The sequence below is a fragment of the Paenibacillus sp. FSL K6-1558 genome, assembly GCF_038002565.1.
In the GTDB taxonomy this organism is placed as follows: Bacteria; Bacillota; Bacilli; order Paenibacillales; family Paenibacillaceae; genus Paenibacillus; species Paenibacillus polysaccharolyticus.
This window is the reverse complement of the sequence record NZ_JBBOCV010000001.1, coordinates 375,488-389,252: the sequence shown is the minus strand read 5'-3', so window position 1 is coordinate 389,252 and position 13,765 is coordinate 375,488. Positions and strand designations below refer to the sequence as shown.

Sequence of the window (13,765 nt, the reverse complement as noted above, 5' to 3'; positions counted from 1 at the left end):
GTTTATCACCAAATTTTAATAACCACATTCAGGGTTTGAGCTAAACCAGATCCATCGCTTGAATAGCCAATTGAAAAGCTCGAATTCTTCTTTCAAGCAAGGTATATTGAGGTGTTCCAGCTGCCGACTTCTCCATCATTCGTTCAAGAGAAGGAAGGAGATTGTTCATCACTTGACGTGCCTCGGATATTTCCAAGCCGCTATAATGTTGGTCATCTCTCCCATTCCAGGTGTGCTCCAATATATATAAACTGACGATTAGCGCATGAAGACGTTTCTCTATAACAGATGTATTAGCTTCCTTCCCCTTCATGTTCTTCAGCGCGTTCTCCGATTTGCGGATCGCAGACTGAAAGGCTTCAATGGATTGTCGTTGTACAATCTCAGGTACGGGTTCGTTCATAGGATAATACTCCTTTGCAAAGGATTTAAAATGGCCTTATATGGATGTAGATACAATACGTTCACTGTTTTCAGGCCTATTATAGTCCCATATGGAATAAATGTACAAAACAAAAAAAGCCGCATATCGCGACCTTTTTGTTGAACCATGATAGAACTGGATTAGAGCACCTTTTCCAAAAAACTGATTGTACGTTCGTGCTGCGGTTTACCGAAAATCTGTTCAGGATTACCTTCCTCCACAATATATCCGCCATCCATAAAAATAACCCGATCCGCAACTTCGCGGGCAAAGCCCATCTCATGCGTAACAATGATCATCGTCATACCTTCTCTAGCGAGGTCTTTCATAACGCCAAGCACCTCGCCGACCATTTCGGGGTCAAGCGCCGACGTAGGCTCATCGAACAGCATCACATCCGGGTTCATCGCGAGTGCACGCGCAATAGCTACACGCTGCTTCTGTCCACCCGAGAGCTGGCTTGGAAAGCTATCCGCTTTATCTGCCAGACCGACACGGTCAAGCAAGCGAAGCGCTGTTTCCCGTGCTTGTGCTTGATTTAATTTGCCAAGTTCCATTGGCGCGAACATAATATTTTTCAGCACGCTAAAGTGTGGAAACAGATTAAAATGCTGGAATACCATGCCGATGTTCTCACGGGCTTTATTGATATCGATATCTTTGCTGTTTAAGTCACGATCATCGACAATAACACGGCCTGCGGTGATATCCTCTAAACAGTTCACACAACGCAGAAATGTACTTTTCCCCGAACCGGAGGGGCCGATCACACATACAACCTCTCCTTCGTTCACAGTCACGTCTATTCCTTTCAACACCTGATTGGAACCAAAACTTTTCTTCAGACCTTCTATTCTAATTTTACCCACGACGGATTCTCACCTCCAGATAATCGGCAATTTTAGTCAGTATAATAATAACGATCAAGTACATTATCGCAACCGTTAACCAAATGTCAAACGAGGCCAAGGATCTGGCAATAATGATTTTACCAGACTGCGTAAGCTCAACCAGCCCGATAACGGACAAGATGGACGTATCTTTCAACGTAATAACCATCTGGTTGATAAATGAAGGAATCATCACACGGATCGCCTGAGGAATGACAATTTTCATCATCGCTTTGCGATACGGAAGTCCGAGTGAACGAGCCGCCTCCATCTGTCCGCGATCAATCGATTGAATACCCCCACGGATAATCTCAGTTACGTATGCTCCGGCATTTAAGCTCAACGTCAGAATCGCTGCCAAGAATAGCGGCATCGTAAATCCGAATGCCTGAGGGATACCGAAGTAAATGAAAAATGCGAGAACAAGCAACGGAATACCCCGGAAGACATCCACGAATACGGTAGCAATCCCACGTAAAATTTTGTTGCGTCCTACCTTCATAAAGGCAAAGATTAAGCCGATGATAAAGGCAAAAAATAGAGACATGATCGTATATAAAAGTGTGTTTCCCAAACCTTTCAGCAAGGATGGAAGAGACTTGATTACAAGTTCCATCCGTCCCAGGCTTGCAACAGTCTCCGCATTGTCACCTATATACTTATCTACAATACGCTTGTATTCACCGCTTTCCTTGATGTTTGCAAGGCCTGCATTAAACTTCTGCAGCAACTCCTGGTTTTTACCTTTACTTACAGCAAAGCCGTAAGGGGCACCTTTTTCTGGTTCTGTAACAACTTTCAGTCCGTTTTTTTGATTCTCCCCATATTTCAATACAGGGTAATCATCAAAACAGGCTGCAGAATTTCCCGTTTTCACATCTTCATACATTAGCGCCGAATCATCAAAAGGTACAATGGTAAACCCATACTTAGATGCGTTCGCTTCAGCAAAACGATACCCTTCCGTCCCCGTTTTTACTGCAACCTTTTTACCACGCAGATCCTCATAGCTTTTTATTGTATCATTGTTCGCTTTAATGCCCATAACAACGCCTGATTCAAAATACATATCGGAAAAATCAAATTGGGTTTTACGTTCATCCGTAATACTCATACCTGCAATAACACCATCTACTTGATTGGATTCCAGTGCCTGCACCGCTGCGTTAAAACCTAAGGCTTTGATCTCATATTTGAAATTCTGGTCCTTCGCAATCGCTGCAAGGATATCCATGTCAATGCCGACAAGTTCTCCGTTTATATCCTCAAATTCAAACGGTGCGAAGGTAATGTCGGTACCGATCACATAAGTTTTGCCCGAATCCGATTGTGCCTGCACACTTCCCGTCCAACCTGTAAAGCCGGACACCAGAAGCAGCACCATGGTAAGTATAATTAATGTAATCCTGTTATTCTTCATATGTCCTCCTCGTCTTGACGTCATGCCATACGTATGTCCCGAATCATGCTAAGGTTATTATTCTCAGCTCTTGACCAATCAATGCTCTTTCTACCCACCTTCATTTTTGTTTCCATGGCATTTCTTCAATCCACTTGTAAAAGTCCTCTTATACTTACCCTGGTGGTCAGGTTGTCGAAACTTTAATTTTAAATTTGAAACATTAAAATGCCAAAAAGCCGCAAAATGCGACTTTTTGGCTATCTTATAGATATGCATTAATTCTCAATCGATAAACTATAATTCTTAAGATGGGTTCATGCTTTATTTTAACGTAATCTCAAAGACTGATCCAGCTTCACCAGCAAAGACAAGGTAGCCTCTCTCGGGCAGTACCATGGTCGTTTGACCACTGACTACGCTGTGATTCAGACTGACACCAGACGCATCATACACAACAAATGAACCATCGGAGGGCAAATTCACTTTCATTTCTTTCCCGCGAGCCGCAGCTGGAATCGAAAACCATTTGGCATAACCATTCGACTGGATCGTCGTTTTGGATTGCTGACCTGCATAGATCGGTTTCACGATATCCTGGTTGGCATATATATTGCCTCCTTGTGACACATACTCCACACCGTCTTGTTTGTAAAAGGTAAATTCCATCGTATCACGACCTGCTACACCCGGAATCTGCAATTGATTCACAGCCTGATCCCCATCTGTAATAGCATTCGTATAAATATAACCTGGTAACTCACTTAACAACTGAATAGGTATCAGCGGCATTGCTGTATTATATAGAGTCGAGGTATGTTTCTCATTCACGAGTACATACGCTTTACCCACACGCGCTTGCCACGCAGCTTTGGCTTCGTCTGACAATAGATTGGCTTGAAGCTTTTCAGCCTTATACTCCGAAGAAGCAAGCTGACCGAGCCCAGGAGCCGATTGATACGAACGTGTCCAAAGATACGTATTTCCGTTATCTTCCTTAACAAATTTCACTTTCTCCGTACCTGCCTCATTCACAAAAGAACCGTCAGCAATATAGGTGTACGTCTGTTTCGGGCTATTTGGTGTCGCTAACATCGACATCGTGAGTTGCCCATTCTCCTGAACATCCAGCTTCATCAACATGTTGGCTCCGCCACCATAGATTCCTGAATGTTTCATCTCTTCCTTCGGCATCTCTGCTTTCACAGGTACTCCATGTGACTTCTCCGGTTTACGCTCCGGAATCAGCTTCTTTTCTTCCAGGCTACTTAGCAACAGCTCTGTTGCAATCAATTGATTCGTTGAACTTGAACCTCCCGAAGATGTAACGGCTGCAGCCATATTATACTCAGGCAATACAATCAGAGAGGAATGATAAGCAATTGTATTTCCGCCTTTAGTCCATGCCTTGATCCCATACTGATTGAACGGAAACAAGTTTACACTATCCCACCCAAGTCCATACGCAATGGATGAATCACCGTCCTCTGGCCACATTCCCCTCTTGTACTCTTCCTGTCCGGTAGCTTTCGCTGATTCTTCGGAAAGAACACCATTCTTCTCGTTCGTGAATACTTGTGACAGCTTCACTAAATCTTCGGCTGTGGAATAGATGCCACCTGAAGCAATCATATTGGTTGTCTCCAAAGGCTGCCGTTCCTTCATGGGGGAGTATGTCGTTGCCATGTGTTTCACATCGAGCGGATCTTGTGGCGTCTTGGTATGATTCATGCCTAGAGGTGTGGTGATATGACGATGCATGAATTCCGTAAAACTCAACCCGCTAACTCGTTCTACCAGAATCTCAGCTAATGAAAACCCGTCATTACTATAAACCGAGTAAGCTCCAGGATCTGCCTTCAAATGTTGTGAGGCTAACTGTTCCAGTAATGTATCATGTGCGTGTGTATCTGGATCTTCGAACAGAATCGCGCTATTACTGGATGTGCCAAGTAATCCCGATGAATGATTTAACAGCATACGTACTGTAATCTGAGCATAACGCTTGTCCTTCATTTTAAATTCAGGAATATAACCCACTACAGGATCGTCCAATTTCACTTTGCCCTCATCCACCAACTTCATGACAGCGGTTGTGAGAAACATTTTACTTGTCGATCCTATGCCATACATGGTGTTTGACGTGAGTGGCACACGATTCTCCGGGTCATTCATTCCTGTCTGTCCAGAGAGAACGATCTCCCCTCCATCGATAAGTGCGTACTGTACACTCGCGACACCGTAGGTTTCGGTCAGTGTTTTCGTTTTCGCTGCAACTGATTTTTGAGTCAATCCGTAGTCTAGTCTACCTGGAAGCTCGGTAGCATATGCAGCTGTGGGCGTTAACATCGCAAATGCCAAGGTCATGGCAACGATGGACATTCTTTTTTTTCGTATCAAATTCATCTTCTCCTATTCTGCTCTGTGGTCGTCGTGTATGAGCTGTTACCTAACGCAGTATAAACAAAGAAAATGAACTACCCACGTCCTGAATATGAACTGGAGATGAACAGGAAAAAATATATTCATCGTGATTCATCATTGCAGCTTGAACCATTGTCATGATAATATTTCCTACAATGGAAGGCCCAAATTTTCATTATGTGCTATTAATATACAATCCATAAATTCAACAACAACGGAGTTGTTATGATGTTAAAAGTGAACCGAAATGATGACCGTCCCATCTGGCAGCAGCTGCTTGACCAGGCTATTCACAACATTACAACCGGGAACTGGCCTCCAGGTGAGCTGCTACTTCCGTCACGTGAGTTAGCTGGGCGAATCGGTGTTTCACGATCTACAATTCAGATCGTTTACGAAGAATTATTCAGCCGGGGTTATACAGTAACTTCACGTCGCGGTGGAACAAGAGTCAGTAGCTCGATCCAAGTGCTCCGTTCTTTAGATGAGGAGCCGCAGTCCGGGCCTGTGCCTCCCGTATTGCCTTTAGTACACGAATCCATCACCAAACTGCAGAGTTGGTTTGGAGATCATGATACCATGCAGGTGGATATTGATTTTAACCCTCACGAGCCTTACATCGATGAGACGTTCACCCAATCCTGGAGAAAATCATTTTTGCAGGTATCTGCTGAACCCAACCTCGATATCTGGTCGTATGGCGATGCCAGAGGTTTCCTGCCGCTACGGGAACAGATCCAGCGATACTTGTCATTAGAACGAGGAATTCATATTGAAGCTGATCAGATTTTGTTAACTTCAGGTGCTCAGCACAGCATTGATTTGATTGCTCAGGCACTTCTGACTGAAGGAGACAAAGTGTCCGTGGAGGACCCCGGTTTTCCTGCTGCCTGGACCACCATGAAATACCGCGGTATGCAGATTGATGCCGTACCGGTAGATGAGCAGGGACTATGTGTAGATCGCATCCACCCAGAATCGAGGCTCGTATTTGTCACCCCTTCGCACCAATGCGCGACCGGAATCATCATGTCTGAGCCACGAAGACAGCAATTCATGCAGTTGGCCGGAAAACGTGGAATGTGGATTATCGAGGACGATTACGATAGCGAATTCAGATATCGTGGAGACCCGATTCCTACCCTGTTCAGCCAGCTGCCTCAGAATACGCTTTATATGATGAGTTTCTCCAAAATGATTGCGCCCGGTATACGTTTATCCGCAATTATAGGACCTCAGGCAGCGATTGAGCGGCTTACCCAGATTCATGAACTGACTTATCGCCATTTACCCATAATGGAGCAGCTGACGCTGAATCATTTTATTGAACGTGGGCAATTTATGCGCCACATGAGAAGAGTTCGTAACATTTATCGCCGCAGACACGAGGTCATGACCAAAGCGATCCATTCTTCCGGTCTTAGTTCGCGTTTTAGATTAAGCGGAGTAGAAACGGGATTACATATCCTTCTTGAAGCAGATGCGTCATGTGATGAAGCAGCAATAACCTCTGCCGCCCGCAAGCAGGGTGTCTGTGTTTATCCGTTGAGCAGATACTGTCTGGAGAGTGATCGTAAGGGGTGGGTATTAGGTTTTGCAAAAGTGGATGAGGAACGAATTGAAGAAGGCATCTCCCGATTTGCCCGTACCTTATAATAACGATTGAATAGAGCCCTCCGGCAATGCTAATGGACAATTAGAGAAGATTGCAGGCGGGCTCTATCTATTTATGAGGTGAACGATGTCCCTGCTTCGTACAGGGGAAACCGTGATGTGATCTCGCGCACACAACCTGATATGTGCTGTTTTACTTTAGTGTTCGCTGGATTTTTTAAAGCAAGCGCGATAAGCTCGGCAATTTCTTTCATCTCCCCGGCACCAAGTCCTCTCGTTGTCATGGCAGGCGTTCCAAACCGAATACCGCTTGTAACTAACGGACTCGCTGTATCATGAGGAATCGAATTTTTGTTTGCCGTGATGCCTGCTTCATCCAGCATAATTTGAGCGTCTTTACCCGTAAGGCCAACGCTGCGCAGATCAACGAGAATGAGATGATTATCTGTCCCTCCAGAAACTAGAGTAAGCCCTTCATTGATTAGTGTTTCCGCCATTACTTTAGCATTATTCAGAACGTTGCTCATATAAACAGTGAAATCAGATTGCATTGCTTCCCCAAAAGCGACCGCTTTTCCAGCAATAATATGCATAAATGGCCCACCCTGCGTTCCCGGAAATACAGCTTTATCGATGGCCTGTGCCCAGGATTCTTTACACAAAATAGCACCTCCACGCGGACCTCGCAGCGTCTTATGTGTCGTGGTTGATACAATATGTGCATGCGGTACGGGGTTAGGGTGTAATCCTGCTGCAACAATGCCCGCAATGTGTGCCATATCTACAAACAGTAATGCTCCCACTTCGGAAGCAATTTGAGCAAAAATCTCAAAATCAATACGCCTCGGGTATGCACTCCCGCCTGCAACGATCATTCGTGGACGATGTTTGTGAGCCAGTTTTCGAACTTCATCGAAGTCAATAAGACCTGTTTGTGGATCAACACCATAGGGAACAAAGTGATAAAATCTTCCTGAAAAATTAACAAGATTCCCATGTGTCAGATGACCGCCATGAGCAAGATTCATTCCAAGAATCGTATCTCCCATCTGGACTGAGGCAAAATATACAGCCATATTCGCCTGTGAACCGGAATGAGGCTGCACATTCGCATGTTCAGCACCAAATAATTGTTTCAGGCGCTGATTAGCAATATCCTCTACGGTATCAACATGCTCGCATCCCCCATAATATCTTCTGCCCGAATAACCCTCTGCATATTTATTGGTTAATACGCTGGCCGTGGCCTCCATTACGGCTTGGCTCACAAAATTCTCTGAAGCAATCAGTTCTATCGTATCCCTCTGCCTTGCAAGCTCGTGACGGGTTGCTGCTGCCAAAATTTCATCTTGGCTCTCTATATGTTTTAACATTCTGATCATCATCCCTTCCAGGTTTCTTAGCCATTTGTTCCAAGTGGTTTTTTGGCAAATTTATAATGGATTAGTAGATGCGCCATAACTCCTGCTACAAGTCCCCAAAATGCACCGCCGATGCCAAACAAAGTTACATTAGCCGCTGTCGCTAAAAATGTTATTAATGCCGTCTCCCGTCCGTTCGGGTCCGCCAGAGCGTTAGCCAGGCTGCCGCCGATCGTTCCAAGTAAAGCTAGCCCTGCTAATGTGGCGATAAAAGCTGCGGGTAGAATTAAAAATAATGCGGCTAAGGTTACGCCAAAAATTCCGACAGTTATGTAGAAGACTCCGCAGGCAATGCCTGCAATATAACGCTTGGACGCATCTTCATGCGCATCTTTCCCTGTGCATATGGCTGCGGTAATGGCTGCCACGTTAAATGCATGTGAGCCAAATGGTGCAGCAATTAGTGAACCCAGTCCGGTTATAGTTAATATAGGATTGGCACTCGTTCGAAAACCGTCATTGCGGAGGACCAGCATACCTGGCATGTACTGCCCCGTCAGCGTAATAATAAATAACGGCAGGGCCACACCGAGCAACGCTTGAATTGAGAATTCAGGCGCAGTGAATACAGGTAAAGCGACTGCGAGCTGAATGGAACTGAAATCCGTTTTTCCCATAATCACCAGGTAGATCAGACCGAGAACCAATATACCAACGATGGCATAGCGAGATGTAAACCGTTTTAATACGATATAGGCGGTGAACAACAGAATAACCAGTAAAGGTTCGACCTTGGCTCCTTCAAACGCGGAGATACCAAACTGGAGTAAAATGCCTGCAAGTAAACCCGAAGCGATCCCTGGCGGGATCAATCGCACGAACCGTTCGAACAAACCAGACATGCCCAAAATGATAAAACCCACGGCTGATATCATATAAGCACCTACGGCTTCTGAATAAGGAGTTACAGCCAGCATGGAGACAAGGAAAGCTGCAGCTGGAGTAGACCACGCAGTAATGATAGGTTCTTTGTAGCGGTAACTAAGCCATATCCCCGTGATCCCGACGCCAATCGAAATGGACCATATCCAGGATGCGGTCATTTCCGGGCTCAATCCAGCTGCTTTGGCCGCTTGAAACACAAGAATGAACGTCCCTCCGTAATTGACAATTACAGAAATTAATGCAGCGGTCACTGGTGATATTAGATCGCGCCCGCGAATCTTATTAGATGCTGTTTTCAATGTAAACCCCTGCCCCTCAACTAATCTTCTATCTTTTTATGTTCGTTCCAGTAATATTCATCGGGCAGATAACGTGGGCCAAACACATTGGTTCCCACACGAACGATGGTCGCTCCCTCTTCAATCGCCATACTGAAATCACCGGACATGCCCATCGATAACATTTCCATCTCGACGCGTGGGATGTTTCTCTCTCTGATCTGCATGCTGAGCTGTTTCAACAAGCGAAAACATTGGCGTGTCTCATCAGCTGATGCATGCAGCTTCCCTATCGTCATTACTCCTTTTACATGAAGCGTTTCAAATTGAGACAATTGTTCAACGAGTTCCACTGCATCCTCTGGAGAAGCACCGAATTTACTTTCTTCATAGGACGTATTAATTTGTACAAGAATGTCCATTGTCCGCTGTTCTTTGACAAGCTGGTCATGCAAGACCTGCCCGAGCTTCAGACGATCCACCGAATGGATCATTGTCACATACTTAACTACCTCCTTTACTTTATTCGTCTGCAGATGGCCGATAAAATGCCATTCCAACGCTTTGGACTGCTCCATAAGAGGATATTTATCTCGCAGTTCCTGCACCTTGTTTTCTCCAAACAGATGTTCACCTGCCTGCACGGCAATCTGTAACTTCTCCAGCGGTACCGTTTTCGTGGCTAAAAGCAGCTGCACATCGTTAACATTTCGTCCAGAAGCCTTGCAAGCCAGTGCCATTTGTTTTCTAACCATTTTTAAATTTTCTTCAACCGGATAATCCAAGCCGGATGCCCCTTTCTACTCACCATTTGAATGACAGTATAACAATCTATGGATTGAATACATATATCCAAAGATATAATTTTTGAGCAATCCAAAACTCTGTAATATGCAATTGGAGTCACGTATGAGCTTGATTCCAGTTAAACCAACTATAATTCTCACAATAAAAAATCCCGCCTCCGGCTTTCTCAGCCAGAGCGGGATTCATGCAATACCTTATAAATATTTGATTATTGATTCACGTTATCTTTCGTTACCAGCTTCAACTCAGCCGGGATGGATTTCTCCACTTGTTTACCACTCAGCACATCGAGTGCGGCTTGCAATGCGAGCTGTCCGATCAACTCAGGTTGTTGAGCTACAGTTGCTGTTAGTTTACCATCCTGAATCGATTTAATGGCATCATCATTACCATCAAATCCGATCACGGGGATATCTTTCCCCGAACTCTGGATTGCTTCAATGGCACCAAGAGCCATTTCGTCATTATGGGCGAACACGGCTTGCACTCCTGGGTTACCTTGCAATAAGTTCTCCATGACATTCAACCCTTTGGAGCGGTCAAAGTCAGCGGATTGTTTCGCAACCACGTCCAGCTTCTGGTCTGCAATCTCGTGGAAACCTTTGCCACGCTCACGGGTAGCTGATGCACCCGGTACACCTTCAAGTTCAATCACTTTAGCACCTTCGCCAAGCTGTTTCACGATATATTCAGCAGCCATGCGTCCACCCTTTGCATTATCGGAAGCAACAAGCGCTGCAACTTCACCTTTATCCGCAGAGCGGTCAAGCGTAATTACTGGAATGCCCACACTATTAGCGGATTGAACCGCTGTAGAGATTGCAGCGGAATCTGCCGGGTTAATCAGCAAAGCATCAACGCCTTGCTGAATCAAATCGTCCACATCATTCGTTTGCTTCGCAGAATCGTTCTGTGCATCTACGACAACAACCTGAATACCTTGTTTCTGTGCTTCGGCCACGACACCATCTTTCAGTGAAACGAAGAACGGGTTGTTCAGTGTCGAGATCGACAAACCGATTTTCTTCTGTTCCTTACCTCCGGCTGACTTTGGTTTCGCCCAGCCTGGCGGCTCCAGCGAACATCCGGCTAGAACAACGATCAGTATCATGCTAACAAGCGTTAGTGTCCATTTTTTCATGTTGTTTTCTCTCCCTTAAGCGGTTTTCTTGCGGTCCAGCAGGACAGCGATAGCAATAACGACACCCTTCACAACCATTTGGTAGAAGGAGTTCACACCGAGCAGGTTCAGACCGTTATTCAGCACACCAATGATCAGCACACCAATCAATGTACCTACAATGCGGCCGCGGCCGCCGGAAAGGCTTGTTCCGCCCAGCACAACTGCAGCGATGGCATCCAGCTCATAAGATGTACCTGCCGTAGGTTGAGCGGAGTTCAGACGCGATGTCAGAATCGCACCGGCCAGCGCGGCGAGCATACCCGCAAGGGAGTAAATCATAATTTTGACGCGGGATACTTTGATCCCCGAGATGATGGAAGCTTTTTCATTACCGCCGATGGCGTACGTTTTGCGGCCGAAGGCCGTTTTATGCAAAATCGTCCACAGAATCGCAAACGTAATCAGCATTGTAATGGCTGGTACTGGAATACCAAGTAAATATCCGCGTCCAAACAATTGGAACAGCAGGCTATCGCCCAGACCTGTAATCGGATTACCATTGGTATATACCAGTGTCAAACCTCTAAAAATGGTCATCGTTGCAAGGGTTGCGATAAATGGAGCCATGTTACCCTTGGTAATCATCAGTCCATTCACCATACCCATTACTCCACCAAGGGCTACCCCAATGATGATTGACAGGATTGGATCAAGACCGGATAACATCATATTGGCTACGAAGGCACTAGATAGCGCAAGTATAGAACCAACCGACAAGTCAATCCCGCCAGTAAGAATAACAAACGTCATGCCAAATGCAATTAAAGCATTAATGGAAACCTGGCGTAGCAAATTTAGAATATTAAGTGGTTCCAAAAAGCTTGGATTGAGCACGGAAACAATCACAATTAGAATGATTAATCCGAGAAGTGGGCCGAGTTTTTGTGTTACGCTAGACAAGCGGAACCCGCTTTTGGCTGTTTTAGTATCCTGCATCGTTGTCATGTTACTGTCCCCCTGTAGCTAGAGTCATAATGTGTTCTTGTGTCGCTTGTTCCTTCGGTAGAACGCCGGTAATGTGACCTTCATGCACAACGGCAATGCGGTCGCTCATACCCAGCACTTCAGGCAGTTCGGATGAAACCATGATAATAGCTACCCCGCGATCCGTCAGTTCGTTCATGAGCTGATAGATCTCACGCTTCGCTCCAACGTCTACCCCGCGTGTAGGCTCGTCCAGAATGAGCACGCTTGGACCGATACCTACCCATTTGGCAATGACAACCTTCTGCTGGTTCCCACCGGACAAATTCCGGGCTGCGGTTTCCGAGGATTGGGTTTTGATCTGCAACCGTTTGATGAGTGTGTCTACAAACTCCTGCTCTTTCCCATTCGAGATGAAGCCTTTGCTGGAAAAACTGAATAGGTTCGTCAGTGCCATATTTTCACGGATGGAAAAGTCGAGCACCAGCCCTTCATCCTTCCGGTCTTCTGTTATAAAACCGATACCGTGCTTCACCGCATCCGCCGGTTTGCGAATATTTACTTTTTTGCCACGTATCTTAATCTCTCCGCTATCCAATCGATCCAGACCAAAGATCGCTCTCATGATCTCCGTACGCCCCGATCCCATCAGACCAGAGAAACCGAGTACTTCACCGGCCTTCACGTCAAAGCTGACATTTTCGAATAATCCCTTCCGATTTGCTTCCCTCACCTCAAGCACGACTTCACCATATTTCGGATGACGGGACGGATAACGCTCAGTCAGCTCACGACCTACCATCTTGCGTACAACTTCATCAAAGTTTGTCTCGGGAATGGCTTTGGTATCCACGGTTCGCCCGTCACGCATAATGGTGATGCGATCACAGATCGTGAAAATTTCCTCCATTCGGTGAGAGATGTAAACAACGGATACGCCATTTTTTTGCACAGAACGAATGACCTCAAACAATTTCTGAATTTCACGTTCAGTCAAAGCCGCTGTAGGCTCGTCCATGATAATGACTTTGGCCTCGGTCATAAGCGCTTTAGCTATCTCAATCATCTGCTGCTGTCCGACAGAGCACTCTCCTGCAGGGCGTTCTAGCGGAATGTCCACCGAAAGTTTGGCGAATTGTTCACTAGCAAGCGCTTTCATTTGTTTTGTGTTCAGCAACCCCATGGAGGACGATATCTCTTTACCGATAAACAGGTTATCCAGTACCGTCATCTCAGGCCAGACATTCAATTCTTGGTGAATAAACGTAAGCCCAAGCTGCTCTGCTTCTTTTGGACTACCGAAGTACGTCTCTTTGCCATCAATCTCTATGGTTCCTTGATCCCGTTGGTGCAGACCGATCAAAATGTTCATCAGCGTTGATTTCCCGGCGCCATTCTCCCCCATCAGGGCATGAACCTCGCCTTCTTTTAATTCGAAATCCACACCGCTTAACACTTGATTTGTGCCAAACGCTTTATGGATATTATGCATCTGAATGTGCATGGTGCTGCCTCC

11 protein-coding genes are annotated in these 13,765 nt (G+C 45.7%); 1 reads left to right on the top strand and 10 read right to left on the bottom strand.

The window, feature by feature from the left end; all coding sequences use genetic code 11:
• Positions 1 to 40 precede the first annotated feature (40 nt).
• The 4 genes from MHI38_RS01585 to MHI38_RS01570 form a co-directional block, all read right to left on the bottom strand.
• Positions 41 to 403, bottom strand: coding sequence for a hypothetical protein (locus tag MHI38_RS01585; protein ID WP_154889141.1), 363 nt, complete (start codon positions 401 to 403; stop codon positions 41 to 43).
• A gap of 161 nt (positions 404 to 564) precedes the next feature.
• Entirely contained in the window at positions 565 to 1,293 is a 729-nt protein-coding gene (locus tag MHI38_RS01580) for an amino acid ABC transporter ATP-binding protein (RefSeq protein ID WP_154889143.1), read from the bottom strand.
• Positions 1,286 to 2,734 carry an amino acid ABC transporter substrate-binding protein/permease gene (locus tag MHI38_RS01575; RefSeq protein WP_154889146.1) on the bottom strand — a complete coding sequence of 483 codons (1,449 nt, stop codon included), beginning with the start codon at positions 2,732 to 2,734 and terminating at the stop codon, positions 1,286 to 1,288. Before MHI38_RS01575 ends, MHI38_RS01580 begins: the two co-directional genes overlap by 8 nt.
• Positions 2,735 to 3,037: 303 nt before the next feature.
• Positions 3,038 to 5,119: a serine hydrolase gene (locus MHI38_RS01570; RefSeq protein WP_154889148.1), complete on the bottom strand. Its 2,082-nt coding sequence runs from the start codon at positions 5,117 to 5,119 to the stop codon at positions 3,038 to 3,040.
• Between the two features lie 246 nt (positions 5,120 to 5,365).
• Here MHI38_RS01570 and pdxR point away from each other — a divergent pair, with 246 nt between their 5' ends.
• Positions 5,366 to 6,793, top strand: a complete 1,428-nt coding sequence (gene pdxR / locus MHI38_RS01565) for a MocR-like pyridoxine biosynthesis transcription factor PdxR (RefSeq protein WP_154889554.1) — start codon at positions 5,366 to 5,368, stop codon at positions 6,791 to 6,793.
• A 71-nt stretch (positions 6,794 to 6,864) separates the two neighbouring features.
• On the opposite strand, the gene glyA is transcribed toward pdxR, so the two are convergent.
• The 6 genes from glyA to MHI38_RS01535 all read right to left on the bottom strand — a co-directional run bounded on the left by glyA (position 6,865) and on the right by MHI38_RS01535 (position 13,753).
• Positions 6,865 to 8,124, bottom strand: a complete 1,260-nt coding sequence (gene glyA, locus MHI38_RS01560) for a serine hydroxymethyltransferase (protein ID WP_154889150.1) — start codon at positions 8,122 to 8,124, stop codon at positions 6,865 to 6,867.
• A 26-nt stretch (positions 8,125 to 8,150) separates the two neighbouring features.
• Positions 8,151 to 9,356, bottom strand: coding sequence for a benzoate/H(+) symporter BenE family transporter (locus MHI38_RS01555; RefSeq protein ID WP_154889152.1), 1,206 nt, complete (start codon positions 9,354 to 9,356; stop codon positions 8,151 to 8,153).
• A 20-nt stretch (positions 9,357 to 9,376) separates the two neighbouring features.
• Positions 9,377 to 10,120: a YggS family pyridoxal phosphate-dependent enzyme gene (locus MHI38_RS01550; RefSeq protein ID WP_154889154.1), complete on the bottom strand. Its 744-nt coding sequence runs from the start codon at positions 10,118 to 10,120 to the stop codon at positions 9,377 to 9,379.
• A gap of 230 nt (positions 10,121 to 10,350) precedes the next feature.
• The gene (gene rbsB / locus MHI38_RS01545; protein WP_145330672.1) at positions 10,351 to 11,283 is read right to left on the bottom strand and encodes a ribose ABC transporter substrate-binding protein RbsB; all 933 of its coding nucleotides are present in this window, start codon (positions 11,281 to 11,283) and stop codon (positions 10,351 to 10,353) included.
• Positions 11,284 to 11,298: 15 nt separating this feature from the next.
• Entirely contained in the window at positions 11,299 to 12,270 is a 972-nt protein-coding gene (locus MHI38_RS01540) for an ABC transporter permease subunit (RefSeq protein WP_341180866.1), read from the bottom strand.
• A 1-nt stretch (position 12,271) separates the two neighbouring features.
• Positions 12,272 to 13,753, bottom strand: coding sequence for an ATP-binding cassette domain-containing protein (locus MHI38_RS01535; RefSeq protein WP_154889157.1), 1,482 nt, complete (start codon positions 13,751 to 13,753; stop codon positions 12,272 to 12,274).
• Between the last annotated feature and the right edge of the window lie 12 nt (positions 13,754 to 13,765).